General features: G+C 47.5%; 22 protein-coding genes and 1 other annotated feature. Of the genes, 15 read left to right on the plus strand and 7 right to left on the minus strand.

Annotation, left to right across the window (positions count from 1 at the left end):
• Positions 1 to 166: 166 nt before the first annotated feature.
• The 11 genes from ffh to COW15_RS17285 all read left to right on the plus strand — a co-directional run bounded on the left by ffh (position 167) and on the right by COW15_RS17285 (position 11131).
• Positions 167 to 1540, plus strand: coding sequence for a signal recognition particle protein (gene ffh / locus COW15_RS17235; RefSeq protein WP_293634363.1), 1374 nt, complete (start codon positions 167 to 169; stop codon positions 1538 to 1540).
• 218 nt (positions 1541 to 1758) lie between these two features.
• The gene (gene rpsP / locus COW15_RS17240; protein ID WP_198782703.1) at positions 1759 to 2010 is read left to right on the plus strand and encodes a 30S ribosomal protein S16; all 252 of its coding nucleotides are present in this window, start codon (positions 1759 to 1761) and stop codon (positions 2008 to 2010) included.
• 20 nt (positions 2011 to 2030) lie between these two features.
• Positions 2031 to 2561, plus strand: a complete 531-nt coding sequence (gene rimM / locus COW15_RS17245) for a ribosome maturation factor RimM (RefSeq protein WP_293634367.1) — start codon at positions 2031 to 2033, stop codon at positions 2559 to 2561.
• 15 nt (positions 2562 to 2576) lie between these two features.
• Positions 2577 to 3323, plus strand: a complete 747-nt coding sequence (gene trmD / locus COW15_RS17250; protein ID WP_007649866.1) for a tRNA (guanosine(37)-N1)-methyltransferase TrmD — start codon at positions 2577 to 2579, stop codon at positions 3321 to 3323.
• 34 nt (positions 3324 to 3357) lie between these two features.
• Positions 3358 to 3711 carry a 50S ribosomal protein L19 gene (gene rplS, locus COW15_RS17255; protein ID WP_006080791.1) on the plus strand — a complete coding sequence of 118 codons (354 nt, stop codon included), beginning with the start codon at positions 3358 to 3360 and terminating at the stop codon, positions 3709 to 3711.
• A gap of 303 nt (positions 3712 to 4014) precedes the next feature.
• Positions 4015 to 5106, plus strand: coding sequence for a 3-deoxy-7-phosphoheptulonate synthase (locus COW15_RS17260; protein ID WP_293634395.1), 1092 nt, complete (start codon positions 4015 to 4017; stop codon positions 5104 to 5106).
• A gap of 20 nt (positions 5107 to 5126) precedes the next feature.
• The gene (gene tyrA / locus COW15_RS17265) at positions 5127 to 6266 is read left to right on the plus strand and encodes a bifunctional chorismate mutase/prephenate dehydrogenase (protein WP_293634397.1); all 1140 of its coding nucleotides are present in this window, start codon (positions 5127 to 5129) and stop codon (positions 6264 to 6266) included.
• 213 nt (positions 6267 to 6479) lie between these two features.
• Positions 6480 to 8144, plus strand: coding sequence for a hydroxylamine reductase (gene hcp, locus COW15_RS17270; protein WP_293634399.1), 1665 nt, complete (start codon positions 6480 to 6482; stop codon positions 8142 to 8144).
• An 83-nt stretch (positions 8145 to 8227) separates the two neighbouring features.
• A complete protein-coding gene (locus COW15_RS17275) occupies positions 8228 to 9337 on the plus strand; it encodes a hybrid-cluster NAD(P)-dependent oxidoreductase (protein WP_293634612.1) in 1110 nt (369 codons plus the stop codon).
• A 133-nt stretch (positions 9338 to 9470) separates the two neighbouring features.
• Positions 9471 to 9806, plus strand: coding sequence for a hypothetical protein (locus COW15_RS17280; RefSeq protein ID WP_293634400.1), 336 nt, complete (start codon positions 9471 to 9473; stop codon positions 9804 to 9806).
• 44 nt (positions 9807 to 9850) lie between these two features.
• Positions 9851 to 11131, plus strand: a complete 1281-nt coding sequence (locus COW15_RS17285) for a sodium:proton antiporter (RefSeq protein ID WP_293634402.1) — start codon at positions 9851 to 9853, stop codon at positions 11129 to 11131.
• A gap of 83 nt (positions 11132 to 11214) precedes the next feature.
• On the opposite strand, the gene COW15_RS17290 is transcribed toward COW15_RS17285, so the two are convergent.
• Both COW15_RS17290 and pepA read right to left on the minus strand, forming a co-directional pair.
• On the minus strand, positions 11215 to 13191 hold the full coding sequence (locus COW15_RS17290) for a chorismate mutase (protein WP_293634404.1): 1977 nt from the start codon (positions 13189 to 13191) through the stop codon (positions 11215 to 11217).
• Between the two features lie 40 nt (positions 13192 to 13231).
• Positions 13232 to 13348 (minus strand) — a sequence feature (Phe leader region).
• A 193-nt stretch (positions 13349 to 13541) separates the two neighbouring features.
• Positions 13542 to 15050, minus strand: coding sequence for a leucyl aminopeptidase (pepA, locus tag COW15_RS17295; protein ID WP_293634406.1), 1509 nt, complete (start codon positions 15048 to 15050; stop codon positions 13542 to 13544).
• A 253-nt stretch (positions 15051 to 15303) separates the two neighbouring features.
• Between pepA and lptF the strand changes: the two genes are divergently transcribed.
• Entirely contained in the window at positions 15304 to 16416 is a 1113-nt protein-coding gene (gene lptF, locus COW15_RS17300) for an LPS export ABC transporter permease LptF (RefSeq protein WP_293634408.1), read from the plus strand.
• Positions 16413 to 17471, plus strand: coding sequence for an LPS export ABC transporter permease LptG (lptG, locus tag COW15_RS17305; protein ID WP_253988618.1), 1059 nt, complete (start codon positions 16413 to 16415; stop codon positions 17469 to 17471). Before lptF ends, lptG begins: the two co-directional genes overlap by 4 nt.
• A gap of 131 nt (positions 17472 to 17602) precedes the next feature.
• Here lptG and COW15_RS17310 read toward each other — a convergent pair whose 3' ends face one another.
• From COW15_RS17310 to COW15_RS17330, 5 genes are all read right to left on the minus strand, one after another.
• Positions 17603 to 18112 (minus strand): RDD family protein, encoded by a 510-nt coding sequence (locus tag COW15_RS17310; RefSeq protein ID WP_293634410.1) that lies wholly within the window; start codon positions 18110 to 18112, stop codon positions 17603 to 17605.
• Positions 18113 to 18167: 55 nt separating this feature from the next.
• Positions 18168 to 18425, minus strand: coding sequence for a DUF2960 domain-containing protein (locus tag COW15_RS17315; protein ID WP_220592355.1), 258 nt, complete (start codon positions 18423 to 18425; stop codon positions 18168 to 18170).
• Between the two features lie 15 nt (positions 18426 to 18440).
• Entirely contained in the window at positions 18441 to 18791 is a 351-nt protein-coding gene (locus tag COW15_RS17320; RefSeq protein ID WP_293634614.1) for a DMT family protein, read from the minus strand.
• Positions 18791 to 19285 (minus strand): GNAT family N-acetyltransferase, encoded by a 495-nt coding sequence (locus COW15_RS17325; protein WP_293634416.1) that lies wholly within the window; start codon positions 19283 to 19285, stop codon positions 18791 to 18793. Before COW15_RS17325 ends, COW15_RS17320 begins: the two co-directional genes overlap by 1 nt.
• Before the next feature lie 143 nt (positions 19286 to 19428).
• A complete protein-coding gene (locus COW15_RS17330) occupies positions 19429 to 20934 on the minus strand; it encodes a carboxypeptidase M32 (protein WP_293634418.1) in 1506 nt (501 codons plus the stop codon).
• Positions 20935 to 20997: 63 nt separating this feature from the next.
• Here COW15_RS17330 and COW15_RS17335 point away from each other — a divergent pair, with 63 nt between their 5' ends.
• Positions 20998 to 21564 carry a DsrE family protein gene (locus COW15_RS17335; RefSeq protein WP_293634420.1) on the plus strand — a complete coding sequence of 189 codons (567 nt, stop codon included), beginning with the start codon at positions 20998 to 21000 and terminating at the stop codon, positions 21562 to 21564.
• Positions 21565 to 21670: 106 nt separating this feature from the next.
• Positions 21671 to 22306: a YqiJ family protein gene (locus COW15_RS17340; RefSeq protein WP_071938326.1), complete on the plus strand. Its 636-nt coding sequence runs from the start codon at positions 21671 to 21673 to the stop codon at positions 22304 to 22306.
• Positions 22307 to 22310 lie beyond the last annotated feature (4 nt).

Genomic DNA, 22310 nt, shown 5'->3' on the forward strand with positions numbered 1-22310 from the left:
GATTCTTATTGTTAGGTGTAAATAGTTCACGCCTAGCGGTAAAACATGAGCCAGTGCAAGCAAAATGCTTAAGTGCTCGCAAGATGAGTGTGGCAGTAGCATAATGCGCCGGCATCGTTATAATACAGTCCATTAATCGAGATCCTTAAAGGTATAGAGCAGGATAATGTTTGAGAATCTAACCGACAGACTGTCACGCACGCTGAAAAATATCAGTGGCCGTGGTCGCTTAACTGAAGAAAACGTTAAGGAAACCCTGCGCGAAGTGCGTATGGCACTGCTAGAGGCCGATGTTGCCCTGCCCGTGGTACGTGAGTTCGTTAACAATGTTAAAGAGCGCGCCGTTGGCCAAGAAGTGGCGAAAAGTTTAAGCCCAGGCCAAGCCTTTATTAAGATAGTTCAAAGCGAACTTGAAAAATCCATGGGCGAGGCGAATGAAGCCTTAGATTTAGCGACTCAGCCACCCGCCGTGATTATGATGGCGGGCCTGCAAGGTGCGGGTAAAACCACCAGTGTTGCCAAATTAGGTAAATTACTGCGTACTCGCCATAAGAAATCCGTATTGGTGGTCAGCGCCGACGTTTATCGTCCAGCGGCAATCAAACAGCTTGAGACCTTAGCGAGTGAAGTCGATGTGGAGTTCTTCCCATCGGACGTCAGCCAAAAGCCAATCGACATTGCGAAAGCGGCCATTGCCCACGCAAAACTAAAGTTTATTGATGTCGTTATCCTCGATACCGCAGGCCGTCTGCACGTCGATGAAGCCATGATGGATGAAATCAAGGCGCTACATGCCGCGGTTAAACCTATCGAAACCCTCTTCGTTGTCGATGCGATGACGGGGCAAGATGCGGCCAATACCGCCAAAGCCTTTAATGAAGCCTTGCCCTTAACCGGTGTCATCTTAACTAAGGTCGATGGTGATGCCCGCGGCGGTGCGGCATTATCGATTCGCCATATCACAGGCAAACCGATTAAATTCCTCGGTGTCGGTGAAAAGACCGACGCGTTAGAGCCATTCCATCCCGATCGTATCGCCTCACGTATTTTGGGCATGGGCGATGTGTTATCGCTTATCGAAGAAGTGGAGCGCGGCGTCGATAAAGAAAAGGCGATGAAGCTGGCTTCCAAAGTGAAGCAGGGCGGCAGTTTCGATTTAGAAGATTTCCGTGAACAGCTACAGCAAATGAAAAATATGGGCGGCATGATGAACATGCTGGAAAAGCTGCCCGGTGTCGGTCAATTGCCGCCAGAGGCCCTTGCGCAAATTCAAGACGGCAAGATGACGGGCCAAATGGAAGCCATCATCAACTCTATGACGGCCAAAGAGCGCAAAAACCCGGATTTAATCAAGGGCTCGCGTAAGCGCCGTATCGCCGCGGGTTCAGGCACGCAAATTCAAGACGTAAACCGTTTATTGAAACAGTTTACCCAGATGCAAAAGATGATGAAAAAAATGTCGGCCAAGGGTGGCATGCAAAAAATGATGCGCGGAATGCGTGGCATGATGCCGGGCGGGATGAAATTTCCCGGCCGTTAATTTCAGCTATTTTGACCAAAGTTAATGTTTTATCAGTCGGTTGATTTAGCTTAGATCGACGAGCGCACTAGGGTGGCAGGTTTAATAATCGCCAGATTTGGTTGCATTCGTTGAAAAGTCAGGTAAAATCTTCCGGCTTTCTATCTGGGACTCTTCGCGAACACGGGGTTCCAGTTTTTATTTTTGCTTCAAGCAAATCATTAGAGGATTGAAAACGCATGGTTACCATTCGTTTAGCTCGTGGCGGCGCTAAAAAGCGTCCATTTTACAACATCGTTGTTGCTGACAGCCGTAACGCTCGTGACGGTCGTTTCATTGAGCGTGTTGGTTTCTTCAACCCATTGGCCCGTGGCCAAGAAGAAACTTTACGTTTAGACCTAGCTCGCGTTGAGCACTGGGTTTCTAACGGCGCTGCGACAACTGATCGCGTAGCAAAATTGATCAAAGACGCTCGTAAAGCAGCTGCTTAATAGCGTTAAGGTATAGATTGATGAGCAGTAACCAACAGCCAGTCGTACTGGGGAAATTAGGCTCCTGTCATGGCATTAAAGGTTGGCTGAGAATCACCGCCTATACCGATTCTGTTGAAGGTATCTTTGACTATTCACCTTGGCTTATTAAAGAAAATGGTGAATGGCGCGAAGTAAAGGTCACCCAGTGGCGATACCAAGGTAAGGCCGTTGTTGCCGAACTTGAAGGTGTCAACACGCGGGAGCGAGCGCAAATGCTCACAAATTGTGAGATTGCGATTTTGCCGGAACAGATGAACGATTTGCCAGCAGATGAATTCTACTGGCGTGATCTCATCGGTTGTGAAGTGGTCAATACAACGGGCTATAACATGGGCATAGTCGATCAGATCGTGGAAACAGGATCGAACGATGTACTTTTAGTTAAGGCCAACGCTAAAGATAGTTTCGGCAAAGTGGAACGTATGATCCCCTTTGTCCCTGAGCAGTTCATCAAAACGGTGGATCTGCAAGGTAAACAGATTTTAGTGGATTGGGATCCTGACTTCTAAGTCGAGGTACAACAGATGTGGTTAGGGGTAATAACCCTGTTCCCAGAGATGTTCCGTGCCGTGACAGACTTTGGTGTTACGGGTCGAGCCGTGAAAAACGGCCTGCTGGAGTTGCAAACCTGGAATCCCCGTGATTTCACCCATGATAGACACAGTACTGTGGATGACCGACCTTACGGCGGTGGTCCCGGCATGTTGATGATGGTGCAACCCTTACGCGATGCCATCCATGCAGCGAGAGCTGCAGCGGGTGAAGGTGCGAAGGTGATTTACTTGTCACCTCAAGGACGCAAGCTGGATCAGCAAGGCGTTTCTGAGTTGGCGCAATCATCACGTTTGATTTTGGTCTGTGGTCGATACGAAGGTATTGATGAACGGATTATTCAAACGGAGGTGGATGAGGAGTGGTCAATTGGTGATTACGTGCTCTCGGGCGGTGAATTACCAGCAATGACACTCATAGATGCAGTATCGAGATTGGTTCCTGGCGTGCTAGGAAAACAAGCCTCGGCGGAGCAAGATTCTTTCTCCGACGGCCTACTGGATTGTCCTCATTACACTCGCCCTGAAAGCCTAGATGGACTCGATGTGCCAGCAGTGCTGCTAAGTGGCAACCACGAACAAATTAGACTCTGGCGTTTACAGCAAAGCCTTGGTAGGACTTTTCTAAGACGACCAGAATTATTTGAAAATCTAGCTCTGACTGACGAACAAACGACTCTTTTAGCGCAGTTCGTTGAAGCAATGGACAAGCATGCTTAGTCGTAGCTCAGTTAATTCTAGAACGGAGTAAGTTATGAACAACATCATTAAAATGCTCAACGATGAGCAAATGAAACAAGACGTACCTGCGTTTGGTGCTGGTGATACAGTAGTAGTTCAGGTTCGTGTTAAAGAAGGTGATAAAGAGCGTTTACAGGCTTTCGAAGGCGTTGTAATTGCTAAACGTAACCGTGGTCTGCACTCTGCATTCACAGTACGTAAAATCTCTAATGGTGAAGGTGTTGAGCGTGCATTCCAAACGCACAGCCCGCTGATCGCTAGCATTGAAGTTAAGCGTCGTGGCCGCGTTCGTCGCGCCAAACTGTACTATTTACGTGATCGTTCAGGTAAATCTGCACGTATCCGTGAAAAGCTGGCTACTAAGTAATAGTACCCGCTACAGAAAACAAGACGTAGTGTTCGCACAAAAAACCGCCCTAGTGGCGGTTTTTTGTTGTTGTTTTTCAAGCCAATTTTTACTAATTCCTATTATTTGGGATGGCTCAAGTATCATTTCTGACACTTCTCCTTGATCTTCAAACCATTTGCAGGCATAGTGACGCTTTATTGTAATGGTGTAGCATTACGAAATTACACTTGTAATGTCATCATTTTTACGAATACACTCACACCCAAACCTTTAAAGATGAGCTTTAAAACAGGGTATAACACTCGGCCTCAGGTGGTAAGCATGCAGCAGGATACGATTAATAACGTACACATTAGTTCAGAGAAGATCTTAATCACACCGCAGGAGCTTAAAAATGCGCTGCCACTCTCCGAACATGCCTATCGTTATATCCTCAATGCCCGCAAAACCGTCGCCGATATCGTCCATAAACGCGATAACCGTGTGCTGATTGTCGCTGGCCCTTGTTCTATCCACGACATCAGCGCGGCTAAGGAATATGCCTTAAAGCTTAAAAAATTACACGATGAACTCAGCGATGAGTTTTATATTTTAATGCGAGTGTACTTTGAAAAACCGCGTACAACGGTAGGTTGGAAGGGCATGATCAACGACCCCGATATGGATGAATCCTTCGATGTCGAAAAAGGTCTGAAACTGGCCCGTGAGCTGATGATTTGGCTGGCCGAGCTGGAATTGCCAGTCGCCACCGAAGCGCTCGATCCTATCAGCCCTCAGTACATCTCGGAATTAGTGACATGGTCGGCCATTGGAGCCCGTACTACTGAATCGCAAACCCACAGGGAAATGGCGTCGGGCCTGTCTATGCCAGTTGGCTTTAAAAATGGCACAGATGGTAAGCTCGATGTGGCTATCAATGCGCTTAAATCGGCGGCCAGCAGCCATAGATTTATGGGGATTAACCAACAGGGGCAGGTTGCGCTGCTGCAAACGGCGGGTAATCCCGATGGTCATGTGATTTTACGTGGTGGCGCAACACCAAACTACGATGCCGCCAGTGTGGCCGAGTGTGAAATGCAGCTCCATAAAGCGAAGCTCAATGCTCGCCTTATCATCGATTGTAGCCATGGCAACTCCTCTAAGGATTATGCGCGGCAAATTCCAGTGTGTGAGGATGTTTTTACCCAGATCTACCATGGCAATAAGTCCATTATCGGGGTGATGTTAGAGAGCCATTTAAATGAAGGTAATCAAAGCTGTGATAAGCCATTAAGCGAGTTGGCATACGGTGTTTCTGTGACGGATTCCTGTATTAATTGGGAAAAAACCGAAACCGTTTTACGCCAAGGTGCATCGAAGTTATCTTCGATACTCCCGACACGTTTTAATACCTTGAAAGTGGTAAATGCCTAAGTGCTTAATGGACTCACAGTATGAATGAAAAGACAACGGCCGAGTTAGAAAACCTCCGTGGACTTATCGATGGTGTCGATCAGCAATTATTGCATTTACTGCGTAAACGGTTGGATTTAGTCGCCCAGGTTGGCACGGTGAAACATGCCGCAGGACTGCCTATTTATGCGCCGCAGCGGGAAGCGGCTATGCTGGCGAAACGCCGTGAAGAAGCCAATGCGATGGGGATTGCACCACAGCTCATTGAGGACATTCTACGCCGCTTGATGCGTGAGTCTTATCTCAATGAAAAAGACGTTGGTTTTAAGCAAGTGAAGCAAGATCTCGGCCCAGTGGTGATTGTTGGCGGCAAAGGGCAGCTTGGTGGACTGTTTCAACAGATGCTAAAGCTGTCGGGCTATCAAGTGAATATTCTTGATAAAGACGACTGGCAGCAAGCAGACAGCTTATTTGCCGAGGCGGGATTGGTGCTAGTCACTGTGCCGATTGCCATTACCTGTGAGCTGATCCGTGAAAAACTGACCCAGTTACCCAAGGATTGCATTTTAGCCGACTTAACGTCCATCAAAACTGGGCCAGTTAACGCTATGCTCGAGGCCCATAATGGCCCTGTGGTGGGATTCCATCCTATGTTTGGCCCCGATGTTGGGAGCTTAGCCAAGCAAGTGGTGGTGGTGTGTCACGGACGTGAGCCTGATAAATACCAATGGTTACTCGAACAGATCGCCATTTGGGGGGCGCGGATTGTCGAAGCTGAGCCCGAGCGCCACGACAGTGCGATGCAGTTAGTACAGGCGATGCGGCATTTTTCGACCTTTGTATACGGTTTGAATCTGTGCAAGGAAGAGGCGGATATCGACACTCTACTGCAATTTAGCTCGCCGATTTACCGCTTGGAATTAGCCATGGTCGGGCGCTTATTCGCCCAAAGCCCAGAGCTTTACGCCGATATTATTTTTGCCCAGCAGGATAGTCAGCATGCCATCGGTGATTATTTGGATAACTATCGTGAAGCATTAGAGCTACTAAAGCGTGGCGATAGGGACGAGTTCATTAAGCAGTTTCAAACCGTTGCTAAGTGGTTTGGGGACTTTGCACCGCAGTTTCAGCGTGAAAGTCGCACTATGTTGCAATCGGTTAATGATATGAAAGCCAATTAATAAACAATTAGTTATATAAAAACGCCCATCATATATGGGCGTTTTTTATGGATCTTGGCTAGGTTTATTTATGTTTATTAGCATTTGCTTAAGGTGATCTTTCTCTAAAATTTGATATTGAATTTTAGAAATTACTGTCGCTTACACAGGGTTTCGGTAGACTAGTTTTAAACATGCATAAATAAAGCATGAATTTAAATTAGGAGTCTATCCATGTTTTGTATTCAGTGTGAGCAAACCATCCGCACACCCGCTGGCAATGGTTGTAGTTATTCCCAAGGTATGTGTGGCAAGTTGGCGGCAACGTCCGATCTGCAGGATTTATTGATTTATATGCTGCAGGGCGTGTCTGTGTATGCGGTTAAAGCTCGCGGGCTGGGCATTATCGATGCCGAAGTGGACAGTTTTGTGCCTAAGGCATTTTTCTCTACGCTGACCAACGTCAATTTTGACGATGAACGTCTGATTGCCTACGCACAGCAGGCCGCTAAGTATCGTACGAGTTTAAAGCTTGCCTATGAAGCGGCATGCCAGAGCGCTGGGATCGTTGCAGAGCAGGTTCCTGAAGTTGCTCAATTAGTGCTGGGAACGAGCAAAGTTGAAATGCTTTCTCAGGCGCCTATCGCGCTATTGAATAAAGACAAACATGAAATCCATGAGGATATCCTAGGTTTAAGACTGCTTTGCCTATATGGCCTTAAAGGCGCCGCCGCCTATATGGAGCATGCTCGCGTATTAGGTAAGACGGATGCCAGCATTGCGGAAGGTTTCCATGAAATTATGGCATTTTTGGGTGAGCCTAGCGTCGATGGCGACAAATTATTCACCACCGCAATGGACATAGGTCAGCTTAATTATCGCATTATGGCTATGCTCGATGCGGGCGAAACCGAAGCCTTCGGTCACCCTGAGCCAACAGTAGTGAATACTAAGTCAGTTAAGGGCAAGGCGATTTTAGTTTCCGGCCATGATATGAAGGATTTAGAGCTTATCCTCGAGCAAACAGCTGGCAAGGGTATCAATGTGTATACCCACGGTGAAATGTTACCCGCATTGGCCTATCCCGCCTTTAAAAAATATCCTCACCTTGTCGGTAACTACGGCAGCGCTTGGCAGAACCAACAAAAGGAGTTCGCTAACTTCCCCGGTGCTGTAGTGATGACATCAAACTGCATTATCGATCCAAATGTGGGCAATTATAGCGACCGCATTTTCACCCGCAGCATTGTCGGCTGGCCAGGGGTGACACATATTGTTGGGGATGATTTCTCGGCGGTAGTCGATAAGGCCCTTGCTTTAGAAGGCTTCCAATACGATGAAATTCCACACAATATCACCATAGGTTTTGCCCGTAATGCCTTAATGACTGCGGCTCCTGCCGTGGTTGATAATGTGAAAAATGGCTCAATCAAGCACTTCTTCCTCGTAGGGGGCTGTGATGGCGATAAGGCTGAAAGAAGCTATTTTACCGATCTGGCTAAGTCAGCCCCTAAAGACTCTGTGATCCTGACCTTAGGTTGCGGCAAGTACAAGTTCAATAAACTCGACTTTGGTGATATCAACGGTATCCCGCGTTTACTCGATATTGGCCAGTGCAACGATGCTTATTCTGCTATTCAGCTTGCGATTGCCCTTTCAGAGATTTTTGAGTGCGATATTAATGAATTACCCCTTAGCTTAGTGCTTTCATGGTTCGAGCAAAAAGCCATTGTTGTATTGTTGACCTTGCTCTCCCTTGGGGTAAAAAACATTCGTACTGGCCCAACACCACCCGCCTTCCTAACGGCAAATTTAGCCAAAATTTTGGAAGAAAAGTTTGGTTTACGTAATACCACGACCGTCGAGGCCGATTTGAAAACCATGTTAAACGTGGCCTAAATCAACCGAGAACCTTTGTTTAACTGCGGTTTTAAGCGTTTGAGTAAAACCGCAGTGTTTTGTGGAATAAGAATGCTATGAATATGAGTCTGATGTCGAGGGAGGGGACATTATCCTTTTCTCCCCAAAGACAGGAGAGTTTCAATCAATTAGTGTGCGTCGAACGCTGGAACGAAACCGCTGATGTGGTGAGCTTTCGTTTTCAAGCCGGCGAGCCAATGAAGTTTGACTATAAGCCTGGGCAGTTTATGACCTTAGTGCTTGAGATCAACGGTGAGCAGGCTTGTCGCAGTTATACCTTATCTTCCACACCCTCGCGGCCCTATTCCCTTATGGTGACCATCAAGCGGGTCGAAGGTGGACTGGTCTCCAATTATCTTATTGACCATCTGCAGCCGGGGCAAAGTGTTCGAGTATTACCGCCAACGGGGCAGTTTAATCTGTTTGATATTCCTGCAAAAAAATATCTATTCTTGAGTGCTGGCTGCGGCATTACCCCTATGTACTCTATGTCCCGTTATCTTACCGATAGCCAGATGGATGCCGATATTGCCTTTGTACACAGTGCGCGCTCCGAAGCGGACATCATTTTTAAATCCTCCTTAGCCACTATGGCGCAGCGTCATAGCCGTTTTAAGCTGCGTTACATGTTGGAATCTATCACAACAGAAACACTATGGCATGGGGATGAGGTTTTACATGAGATTGGGCGGTTAAGTGCCGAAAGTTTACTTAATTTAGTGCCCGATTTTGCGGAACGGACCGTGTTTTTATGTGGTCCAGAGCCCTATATGCAGGCGGTGAAACGCTTACTGGGTGAGCTTAATTTTGATATGGCTCAACTGCACCATGAAAGCTTTGCCACCGCGGTCAAAGATGCGCAGCACAGAGTTAAGCAAGCTGAAATGCAGGGCATAGAGCCGGCCAATTCCAGCTCGGCTTTTATGTTGTCCATCGGCGATAGAAAGCGCGAGTTAACCTCGGAGCAAAGCTTACTCGAAGGCATTGAGGCTGAAGGTTTACCGATTATTGCCGCCTGCCGTTCAGGCGTGTGTGGTGCCTGCAAATGCCAAGTGCTCGAAGGGGAGACAGAATCCAGCAGCATTATGACATTAACCCCCGCTGAAATTGAAGCCGGCTTTGTCTTAGCCTGTTCAACTAAGTTGAAGTCCGATATCACTTTGTCCTTGTAGTCTGCATGGATATTAACTTTCGAGAGGAAATATTTTAACTCCTTAGTTGCGATTATTTACCCGAGAACGTAAGGTTAAAGACAGGGGCGTTGAGTGTGAGCGCCCAGTCCCATCATCTGGCTGGAGTCTCTCAATGACAACGACAACCACCTATGCCGCAAAAATTGAAGATCGTAGCCTTGGGCATTTGCTTTATGCTTTGATGTCGGGTTTCCCGCTACTCTTGCTTCCTGTGCTGTTGAGTCTGTTTATCAATGTATCCCAACGCCAAACACTGAATAATGGACTGCTTGCTTCGCATCTGCGCTGGCAGCGCCATTCCAATATTATTTTTATCGGTCTGTTGGCTCTCGGTTATTGGGTGCCTGTCACTTGGCTCAGTCTTTCGATTTATCTCTTTGGTATTATTTGGTTTTGTCATCGAATCCTAAAGGGTTGGTTAAGCTTATTGGATGGTTTAGAAGTCTAAATATGTGCTAGAGTCTCTGCATCTTTGTGTTGAAAGAGGCTCCCATGTCCAGCTATCAAATTCTCTGTATTCTCTGCGCGTTAGCCTTAGTCACCTCTGTAATCTCTTCTCGGGTGCATAAATTACAAGAAACCGTTGCTATCACGGCTTTGGCCCTTGGGATGAGTTTATTGCTCCTCCTCGGGGGAAAGGCACTTGGGGGCGAGGTATATGGCTATTTCGTGGTTGGGCTTAAGAAACTCGATTTTCAGGCACTCTTACTTAACGGCATGCTCGGCTTCTTACTTTTCGCTGGTGCCCTGCAGATCCGCTTATCAATATTAAAGCACCAAAAGTGGGAGATCCTCATTCTTGCCTGTGTGAGCACATTACTGTCGACCTTTATAATTGGTGGTCTGCTGTTTTGGGTTGCGCCCCAATTGGGATTACCCCTAGCGCTCACCCATTGCCTACTCTTTGGTGCCTTAATTTCTCCCACGGATCCCATAGCCGTGCTAGCCATTTTAAAGAAGATGGGGGCTCCGGAAGATATCGCCATTCAAGTGGAGGGAGAGTCATTATTTAATGATGGTATTGGGTTAGTCGTTTTTGTGGTGTTATCCCAAATGGCGTTTTCGACCGAGTCTATTACGACTCTGCAGGTATCGGTTTTATTCTTCCATGAGGCGATAGGTGGTCTGATTTACGGCGCGGTATTAGGTTTCTTATTACATCATTTTTTCCGTTACTGTGAGGAAGAAACCCAATTGATGTTAGTGACTTTGCTTATTCCGACTGCGGGATATGTGATGGCGGAGGTTTTTGGGGTTTCTGGACCGCTCGCTATGGTAAGTGCTGGTATTATCATAGGTAATTTCAGTGTGCCTAAATATTTTGTTCGTCAGGAGCGAGTTAAGTTACTGACATTTTGGTCACTGATCGAATCCTTCTTCAATGCGCTACTCTTCCTGTTACTTGGCCTATTACTGTTACTTGTGACGTTTAAAGCGCCGCTGTGGTGGTTTATGTTTGTGTCGATTCCGCTCGTGCTATTGGCGCGAGCCATCAGTGTGTTACTGCCTTATCGGGGATTTAGATTGGTTAAATCCTATAATCCCTATGCCGAATCTATTTTGATTTGGGGTGGGCTACGTGGCGGACTGGCACTGGCAATGGCCATGAGTCTACCGCAGGGGATAGTGGTCGATGTGAGCAGTGGTGTGGAGTTACGTGAACTCTTATTGGTGATGACCTATGCGGTGGTGGTGTTTTCTATCTTAGTGCAAGGTTCGACTATGGCAGGACTTATTCGCAGGAGTAATGCTGTGCCAGTCAATGCGAAATAGGATAGCTGGCCTGCGTCCAAATAAGCTTATCCGTGATAAAAAAGCCACAGCTCAGTGCTGTGGCTTCTCTTTTACCTTAAAGGTTAACGATATAATTCCCGCACAACTTGGGCCATGAGTTCTAGCCCATCGTCTTCGAGTGCGCAGTTCAGTACTAAACCATCGGCCTTGAGTTGTTTAATCCCTTGGGTTTGCAGCACCAAAGCGTCCTGTGCTATGGCATAACAGGGATTGATCACTATGGGTAAATGGCTAGTGGCCTTAATTTGGATCAGGCTCGCAAGATCTAGGGTCGGAAGGTTCGCGTGGTTAAAGGTGCGAACGCCCGAGTCGCAGAGGATCAACTGCTGATTGCCTTGGCTTAAAATAATCTCGGTCGCCGCCAAAAACTCCTCATAGCTTGCCATATCATTACGTTCGAGCAATAGCGGAATGGGCAGAGTGCCAACTTGGGTCAACAAAGTTTGGTTAAACATTTGTTTTCCCATGATAAACAACATGTCTACCTGCTGGGTGACCAGTGCTATATCCGCGCTTTGTTCCACGGCGACAATGCACTGTAAATCGTATTGATGCAGGATTTGACGCAGTTTAGCTAAGGTTAACTCAGGTGAAGCTAAGAGATTTACCGCCTCCAAAATAATGGCTTGAAACCCGATTTCCTTAAGCTGTTTCACCCTATGTTCAAATTGAGATAACGCTAAGGGAGACAGTTCCTTAGTCAGGCTAAGCTTGGCTATCGCCCCAATATGGCCTGCGCCGATACTCAATGGACCGCTGCTAATTTCGCTGTCCTGTGCTTTATAGGCTTTGCTGTATCTATAGGGGCTTATTTCCGGCGCTGAGGGGTTTATGTTTTGCGTCTTAGAGGTGCTAGGCTCAATCAGCAGTTGGCTGTTGCTCAGCTGTGTTGGTTTGACTGTTTCACAGGGGTAGCAACCTAATACTTTGATAAAACGTGTGATCCGCTCTAATTGCTTCAATCCTGCCTGCATGGCTTCGCTGGATATATTGGCATCGATATCGAGGTAGAACATTTCTTCCCAAGGCGTGCCAGGGATAGGGCGAGACTCTAACTTGCTCATATTCAATTGATGAGCCTTCAGTACCAGTAATGCCTCGACTAAGGCGCCGGCTTTTTGGCTCGTTGCCATGATTAAGGTCGTTTTCGCGGGGAGTTGTTCAGGCACCGCCACGGCTTTACGGGCGACAACAATAAAACGACTTTGGTTGATTTTTTGATTCGCAAGGCCCGCTTCTATGGACTCTAGCTGATAGAGCGCACCACCTTCGGCGCTACCAATAGCCCCAGCGCTATTGTCGGCACTTTGATTGACCTTTTCCATCGCCTCGGCGCTGCTCGAGCAATATTCCAGCCTTAAATCCTTATGTTGACTGAGATAACGGCTGCATTGGCTGATGGGTTGTGGATGGGCGTAAACGGTCTTGATATCGCTCAATTTGCTGCCGGGTTTGCCAAGTAAGCAATGGCTCACTTCTATGGTAGTCTCGCCCACGATGGAGAGACTGGTATGCTGCAGCACGTCATACACTTCGTTGATCGAACCCGATGAGGTATTTTCAATCGGCAGAAACCCATAATCGGCATGACCCGATTCAACCGCTTGCACAATTTCATCGAAACTTTGGCAGCCTAAATCCAACATATCGACTTGGCGGCGTAGGCAATAACGGCTCGCGGCAAGGTAAGAATAGGAGCCCCTAGCGCCAAGGTAGGCGATACAATACTGCTGTTTTTGTGTTTCAGGATTGGCGCGACCGTGTAAATAAGCCTGCTGATTGAGCACTGAATCTTCAATAATGCTTTGATAAAGGGAGATCACATAGTGGGCATCTAGGCCTTTTTCCCGCCCTTCCTTAACCAGTCTGGTTAATAATTCCTTTTCCCTTTGGGTGTCCCTAATGGGTCTGATATCGACTTCTTTGCTGCGGGCCACTTCTAAACTTAAGCGACGGCGCTCGGCGAGTAATGAGAGCAGTTCATTATCGAGCTGAGTGATTTGTTCTCGAGTTTGGTTTAAAGGCTGTGGTTTATGCATTCTGACCTCAATTGCCGCCGTGTATTTATCAATCGTTTAAGACAAAAAAGCCTCCCAGTGGGGAGGCTTTGGATTTTTACTTTCGTTTTTACACAGTAAATCCGCCTCCTAGAGTGGGGGTGTAAAAAAGAAAGTAAAAAAAGCTGCAGTCATCGTTTTCATGGGGTTAAAACTAAAGGGCTGGGGCGTAGCTGTCAATCAAAACTTACTCAAGATGAGGGATTAGCGGGTAACGAAGGAGAATAGATTAATTCGCCTAGGGATGAGGGGAAAAACTCTAGTTTCAAAGAGATAAAAAAGGCGAAGAGGATTATCTTCGCCTTTTGTGAGCATTAACTTATCCGTTAAATTTACTCGCCCAGTTCAACACCAGCACGATTGATTAAGAACTGTGTCAAAATCGGTACTGGACGACCCGTGGAGCCTTTATTGGCGCCACTGTTCCACGCAGTACCGGCTACGTCTAAGTGAGCCCAGTTGTACTTTTTCGCGAAACGCGACAGGAAGCAAGCGGCGGTAATAGCACCGGCAGGACGACCGCCTAGGTTGGTCATATCCGCAAATGGGCTGTCGAGCATATCTTGGTATTCATCCCATAATGGCATGCGCCATGCGCGGTCACCGCTCTGCTCTCCGGCATTTAACAGCTCGTGTGCCAATGGGTTGTGGGATGAGAATAGGCCTGAAGCGTGTTTACCTAAGGCGATCACGCAGGCCCCGGTTAAGGTGGCAGTGTCGATCACTAATTCAGGCTCGAAACGCTCAACATAGGTTAATACATCACATAGCACTAAACGGCCTTCGGCGTCGGTATTAAGCACTTCAACGGTTTGGCCTGACATAGTGGTCAGAATATCACCCGGACGATAGGCATTACCCGATGGCATGTTTTCACAACCCGCGAGCACACCGATGACATTAATAGGTAACTTCATCTCACAGATGGCTTTCATGGTGCCAATCACACCCGCAGCGCCGCCCATGTCGTATTTCATTTCATCCATAGCTTCGCCAGGTTTTAAAGAAATACCACCAGAGTCGAAGGTTAAACCTTTACCAACCAGCACAATAGGCTTCTCTGTGCTGTCAACGGCGCCTTTATATTCCATCACTGTCATGATGGATTCGTTGGCGCTGGCACGACCCACGGCTAGATAAGAGTTCATGCCTAACTTGGCCATTTGCTCTTCACCTACGGTGGTGACATGCAGATTTTCATGTATTTCAGCCAGTTGGCGTGCTTGTGAGGCTAAATAGGCTGGATTGCAGATGTTTGGTGGCATATTGGCCACATCGCGGCATAAATGCACACCCGCAGATACGGCCATACCGTGCTCAATGGCGCGTTCACCTAAGGTTAATTCGCGGCGAGTTGGCACATTGAACACTAACTTACGCAGTGGACGACGGGTTTCACCTTTGCGGCTTTTTAACGCATCGAAGCTATACAAGCTGTTATTGGTGGTTTCGACGGCTTGACGTACTTTCCAATAGGTATCACGACCTTTAACATGCAACTCGGTTAAGAAGCACACGGCTTCCATCGACCCAGTTTCATTTAAGGTGTTGATCGTTTTAGTAATGATTTGCTTATATTGGCGTTCGTCTAGTTCTCGTTCTTTGCCACAGCCAACTAATAATACACGCTCACTCAATACGTTAGGAACGTGGTGCAGCAATAACATCTGGCCAGGCTTGCCTTCCAGATCACCGCGACGCAACAGATTACTGATATAACCTTCGCTAATCTTGTCTAATTGCTCGGCGATGCCGGATAGACGGCGGGGTTCATAAACACCGACAACGATACAAGCCGAGCGTTGTTTTTCGGGGCTACCGCTCTTTACGCTAAACTCCATGAGCACTCCTAGATTCTTAAAGACAAATTTTTATATTTATTGGATAATGTCTGCTTGTCCCGAAAAGGGCCTAAGTTATTACTCCAAAGGTGATTTATTCTCGGCATTTGAGTCACGTGTTTGTGAAACACTCGTATACTTAAGTTTGCCAGGAACCCCTGAAGCTGGTCAGAAAACTATCAAAAGTAAACAGTTTACATGAAAGTTAGTCTGTTACCAGCAAAAAGATAAGTTTAGAGACCGGATCCTACCTGTGATTGTATTTAGATACCTTATTCGAGAAGTTTTAAAAGCGCAGATTGCAGTACTTTTTGTACTGTTAACTATTTTTATTAGCCAGCATTTCGTGCGTATACTGGCCGACGCCTCCGATGGTGAATTTCCTGCCTCCCTCATTGCGACATTAATTGGCTTAAACCTCCCCTATTTAGTGGTGCTCGTTTTACCCTTGAGTTTGTTTCTTGGGATCTTGATGGCCCATGGTCGCATGTATGCCGAGAACGAAATGGTGATCCTCCATGGGGTCGGCGTGAGCGAGTGGTATGTGACCCGAGTGACCTTAATTCTTGCCGTTATCAATATGTTGTTTACGGGATATTTGTCCCTCTATGTCGCTCCCTGGGCGGAGGAACAACAAAATCAAGTGCTTGAAAAGGCTCAATCTGAAGCTGGATTGGCCGCACTGGTGCAGGGACGTTTCCAGGCGAGTCCTAACGGCCGCGCCGTGTTATTCGTCGAGCGCATCGGCAAAGATAATGAGCTGGACAAAGTGTTTGTGGCCCAGTTACCCGATCCCAGTGATGAAGTTGGCTTAACCAATGTGGTGGTGGCGAAAGGTGGTCGCGTGCTGGAGGATAAGTTCGGTGCCCAGCAATTGCAGCTAAATGAGGGGGTTCGTTACCAGGGCAGCCCACAGCTGAAAAACTACCAAATGATTGAATTTGGTGATTATAAAATGCAGATTAAAGAGCAACAAGTCGATGAACGTCGTCGCAAACTATCGGCTCTCCCGTTGAAGGATCTGCTTAACGTCGAAGGAGCAGAAGCGGTGGCAGAGTTCCAGTGGCGTCTCGCTATTCCGTTGGCCATTCCGATTATGACGCTTATCGCCGTGCCATTAGCAAGGGTGAATGTGCGCCAAGGTAAATTTGCGAAGATGTTGCCCGCAGTGCTCCTGTATTTAGGCTATTTTGGTCTGATGGTAGCAGGGCGTAAAGCGCTTCAAGATGGCGTGATCCCACTGTATTTAGGCATGTGGTGGATACATTTGTCTGCTTTGATCATGGGGCTTCTCCTGCTCGGTAAAGACAGACCCTTATTTGCGCGTTTATCCACTGCAATGGTGCGTAGAAAGGTGGCTGCATGAAGATCTTAGACCTTTATATCGCTAGGGTATTATTGAGCACTTCGGCGCTGTGTTTACTCGTACTCACCGGTCTTTCTGGCATTATCAAGTGGGTTGACCAATTGCGTTTAGTTGGTCGTGGGACTTATACCATGATGGATGCCGGGATCTATGTCCTATTTTTAGTGCCGCGGGATATCGAAATGTTTTTTCCGATGGCCGTTCTGCTCGGTGCTTTAATCGGGATGGGCATGTTGGCGTCGAACTCTGAATTGGTGGTGATGCAGGCCTCGGGGATGTCGCGTTTGCAGATCACGCTTTCCGCCATGAAAACGGCGGTACCTTTAATGCTGATGGTGATGGCGCTGGGGGAGTGGGGGGCACCGATTGCCGAGCAGAAAGCCAATGAGTTACAAGCGATTAAGTTATCCGGTGGCAGTTTAATTAAATCACACCGAGGCATTTGGGCTAAGGATGGGGACCTATTCGTCAATATTGGCGAAGTTGAAGATATCAATAAACTCAATAACATCACTCTCTATAAATTCAATAATGAGCTTAAACTCACCAATGTTGTACACGCTGACCGAGCCCTATTTGCTAAGGACAGTTGGCGTTTATTTGGGGTTGAGCGCACAGAAGTGACATCCGATCTCGTGAGCTTAGATTACCTCGAAGAAGATGTGTGGAAATCGAGTTTAACGCCGGATAAGCTCAGCGTAGTGTCGATTAAACCAGAGGCGCTCTCTATCCGTGGCCTACTCGGTTATCTCGATTATCTTAAAACGAATAGCCAAGATCCCAGTCGTTATGAGTTGGCCCTATGGCGTAAATTTATGCAACCTATTACCGTCGGCGTCATGATGCTGGTGGCCCTCTCATTTGTATTTGGCCCGCTGCGAACCGTGACTATGGGCGCTAGGGTGTTGCTCGGGGTTGTTGCGGGCTTTAGCTTTTATATCAGCAATGAAATCTTTGGCCCTATGAGCATAGTCTACGAGTTGCCAGCCTATGTGGGGGCCGTAGCACCGAGTCTGTTATTTACGGGGATTGCCTTCTACTTTATTCGGCGATGATATGCATTCAGTTATGCCGAATTTAGCCCATAAAAAACGACGCGTTGCGTCGTTTTTTATGGGTGGATTTGGCTTGGTTTAAGCTCCGAAACCTAAGCTTCAAATCTAAGCTTCAAATCTAAGCTTCAAATCTAAGCGCCGTGCCAGTTACGCATTTGGTTAGCTTCCTTCGAGAGAACAACCACTTCAGAACGCGTCATCCTATCCTGCAGTGCGCGTTTATCATCATTGATGACAATCCATAAATTGCCAATGCCGAGCAATGACCAAACGATACGGGCATAGGCGGTGATCATGCTTAAGTTTTGGCCATTAGGATGTTGGATCTTAAGCCGCCAAGCGCGCATCCCTAAGGTTTGACCGCCCTTACTCCAGAACAAGGCATAGAAAGTTCCGACACACAAGACGAGCCAGAGTTGATAAAGACCGTGGTAAATCGGCGTGCCATTGAGCGCATCTGAGACATGCTCAAAGCCATTCATGCCAGCCAATCCTGAAGCGGTAAGACCGTAGAAAATGCCAAAGCCCACAGCGCCAGAAACCATATAAACGGCCACGGCTAACAGCGAATCGTAAACGGCAGCACCTAAGCGGCGAAAGAATCCCGCACGGGGAAAGTTAGCATGTTCGGTATTGAGCATCACAGTGTCCTGTTTTTAAAGTGCTTAAAGCGAATACAAAAATAAATACGCTAGTCTAGGCTTCGGGTTCTTCGTCGCGGACAAAGTGGATATTGCTAAAGCCAAAGCGGGCAAATTCTACTTTTCTGAATTCTTTTTCAGCCTTAGCCCCCTTGCGCGAGGTCATAGCGACTTGTTGTTCCATGGCCAAAAATTTGCTCAGATCGATACCTTCGGCTTCGGCAACTGCCTCATATAAATCATGGTGTTTGTCGTAGCTAAAGGCGATGGTTTTAGTCGTACCTTTGAAGGTATAAGTGACTTGACGTGCCATGGGGCTCTCCTGAAATTAATTGAATTCGCTTCTAAAAATAAAATACACAGCACCTAATATGCATAATCCTGCCCACAGATAATCGAGCTTCAATGGTTCTTTCATATAGAAATAGGCAAAGGGGACGAACAGACTTAAGGTGATGACTTCTTGTAAAATTTTTAACTGGCCGACATTCATGACCGTGTAACCGATACGGTTAGCGGGCACTTGCAGCAAGTATTCAAATAGGGCGATGCCCCAACTCACTAAAGCGGCGATAACCCAAGGCTTTGAACCTAAGGTTTTTAAATGCCCATACCAGGCAAAGGTCATAAAAATATTGCTAAGACAGAGTAAGCCGATAGTGGTGAGGGTTGGGTTCATCATATATCTCTATGATCAATATTATAAATCATGTACATGGCATCGTCGGTATAGCTGCCAAGGCACTTGTCTATAGCCTGAGGTTTAAAGCCCATTTTTAGCCAATAACTGTCGGCACCTTGAACGGCAACGAGGGACAAGGAATTGAGATTATAGCGATCCGCCAGTAGTGTTAAGCGGGTGAGCGCCTTAGCACCTGCGCCTAAACCTTGGGCTTTGGCCGAAATCGCAATATCGTGTAGGTATAAAGTATCAGCCTTAGGTAAATGAGTGATGGGCTGATAGAGCGCGGGCGGCATATTGGTGGTCCAAGGGTGGGCCAAGCAATAACCGACAACCGAGCCATTCACTTCGAACACAAAACAGGATTGTGGCGATACCTGCCATTTACTCTGCAGTACATGCAGGGGCTCAGGATCCAGTTGTGAGTAACACTCATCTTGGATTGCTAGAATGGCATCCCAATCCTGTGGGGTGATTGCTCGCAGTAGCATGGCCGACAATTATCCTGTTTCAAGAGTCCTGATTAAAATAACTCGGCATTATAACCTCAAGCGGCTTCAAAATGCAGGCTCCGGCGGTAATATAAAGCGCTTTAAAACCCGTATAAACTGAGCTTTCAGCGCTTTTAAAGCGGTTAAATGCCCTGATATCGTTGGCGCAGGTGACGCTCAAGATATTGACCATTTAAGGTTTCGCCCGTTGCTTGGCGGATCAGTTCATCGGTGGTGAGCAAGGATCCCTTAGACCAAATGTGCTCACTCAGCCATTGAAATACCGAGTCCAACTTGCCTGCATCGATTAGGGCTTCAATCGGCCCTAAGGCTTTTTCCATCGCAAAGCGGCATTGGGCGGCATACATGGCGCCTAAGGTATAGCTGGGGAAATAGCCTAATTCCCCCACAGCCCAATGTATGTCCTGCATACAGCCGTCGCGATAATTGCCATCAGTATTGATCCCCAGTAATTGTTGCATCTGACTTGACCAAAAATCAGGTAAATCATCGACGGTTAAGCTGCTGTCGACAAAGGCTTTTTCCGCCTCAAACCGCAGCAAAATGTGGCAAGGATAGGTGACTTCATCGGCGTCGACGCGGATAAGTCCGGGAGCCACGCGGGTGTAGTGTCTTGCCAAGTCTTGGGCGCTGAACTTGCAGCCTAAGTGCTGTTTAATCAGTGGCTGCAATTGGCGTAAAAACGCCGGGTTAGCCCCAAGCTGCATTTCGCAAAATAGACTTTGGCTTTCGTGGACGCCCATAGAACGTGCAAGCCCTGCGGGTTGACCGCGCCACGCTTGAGGTAAACCTTGCTCGTATCTGGCATGGCCTGTTTCATGAACTATGCCCATGATTGCGCTACTGAAATCGGCCTCATTGTAGCGAGTCGTTATCCGCACATCGCTTGGCACGCCGCCACAAAATGGATGGCTACTCATATCCAGCCTGCCGTGATTAAAGTCAAACCCCAAAAACGCCATGACGTCACGGCCAAGGGCTTGCTGCGCGCTGATATCGAAGGGGCCATTGAGTACAAGCTTAGGCTCGTTTGCCTGCTTAGCCAGCACTTCTTGGATGAGTGTCGGTAGCCAATCTTTCAGGCCACCAAAGGTTTGTTCAAGTTTTGCCGTGGTCATTCCCGGCTCAAATTTATTGAGTAGGGCATCATAGGGCGCGATATTTTGGGCTTCGCCGCGGATCTGCGCTTCTTCCTTGGCAAGGTCGATGACCGCTTTTAGATTGGGCTTAAAGCCCAGCCAATCATTATTTTTACGCTGCTCGCGCCACGCATTCTCACATTGATAGGCCATCTTGGTTTTGGCTTGTACTAGGTCGCCGGGCACTAAGTTGGCCTGTTGATACTGGTACTGCATTTCCCGCAGATTAGCTTCTTGCTCAGTTGAGAGTGATTCGTCCGCCGCGCCGTGTAAGTGCTCGGCTAATACGGCTGAGGTTTTGAGACCGTGGATATGCAGCGCCAGTTCTGCCATAGCATCGCCGCGATCTTGACCGCCACCCATCGGCATCATGGCCGCTTGATCCCAGTCCCCCAAAGCGCTGAAATGTTCAAAGTGAGAAATTTTCTGGAAATGTGCCGTCAGTTTGTCGTAACTTGGCGTTGGTACTTTAGTCTTAGGTGTGCCCATGGGATTTCCCTTCTGGCGCATAAAATCTGCGCGAATAAATAACAATAACAGGATGATAATACAATGAAGTCAAAATCATATAGCACTAAAACGCTTAAGGCTGCGCTGTGCCTGACCCTAGCCGCTATCGCTTCGACGGCGCAGGCGGGCGCCGATAAATTTGTGGCTGGGCCTGCTATTCCTGAATTTGGTCAGATTGCCAAAGTCGATAGCATGATGCCCATTCCTAAGGGCATAAAGTTTAAAGTGGCTTTTGATATGAGTAAGGCGGCCGATGCGGGTAAGACGAATCGTCAGCTCGAAAGTTTAGCCCGTTTTATCAATATGCATGTGGCGGCAGGCGTTAAAGAAACTGATATCGAACTGGCCATGGTGGTGCATGGTGGTGGCATCAGCGATTTAGCTGATGATGTTTTTTATGCCAAGCAGCACTCAGGTGCCGTCAACGCCAATCGTACTTTGGTTAAGGCTCTGGTTGATCACGGCGTGAAGTTTTATATCTGCGGACAGAGCGCCGCCTATTTTGATTTGACCAATGCCTCATTATTACCCGGAGTCGATATGGCATTATCGGCGATGACAGCCCACGCTATTTTGGCGCAGCAGGGTTACAGTGAAAATCCATTTTAGGGTAAATTTTTAGTTTGGAAATAGGGCTTGGCTTGCTATTCTGTGGCGCATAAGTCGATAATTATAGTGAAATAAATGGAATGCTGTATTGTTCAAGGAGATGACTATGTGGGCGTTTTTAGTTGAGCAGCCTAATTTACCTTACACCATAGCTTTTGCCTGTGTTCTGGCCCTCGGTGTGTTTGAAGCCTTCGCGTTAGTTATTGGCCTAAGCATGATGAGTGCACTAGACCAATGGGTGCCTATCGATGCGGATTATGACGCCGATGTCAGCCCTGGTGGGCTCACCGGCATTGCCGGTTGGCTGTGCCTCAATCGACTGCCGTTATTGATTTGGTTTGTGCTCGCCCTGACCAGTTTTGCGATAGCGGGTTATATCGTCAATTTTATCAGTTTCAATGTCGCTGGTCTTTTGCTGCCGCAATTGTTCACCTTACCCATTGCTATAGTTGCGAGTGCCTTTTCTTGCCGTTATTTCGGTCGAGTGCTGGCGGATCATCTGCCGAAAAATGAATCGAGCGCAATTTCCCTTGATGATTTGAGCGGCTATGTCGCGACTATTACCTTAGGCTGCGCCATTAAAGGCATGCCCTCTGAAGCCGTTGTGCGTGATAAACACCAACAAAAACATTATGTCTTAGTCGAGCCTGAAACTTCGGGCATCGAGTTTGCCTCTGGCACTCAAGTAGTGCTACTTAAACGTGAAGGCCGTGTCTGGTCTGCTACGCGTTTTGATAATTAATCGT

Source organism: Shewanella sp. CG12_big_fil_rev_8_21_14_0_65_47_15 (genome assembly GCF_002783505.1).
Taxonomy (GTDB): Bacteria; Pseudomonadota; Gammaproteobacteria; order Enterobacterales; family Shewanellaceae; genus Shewanella.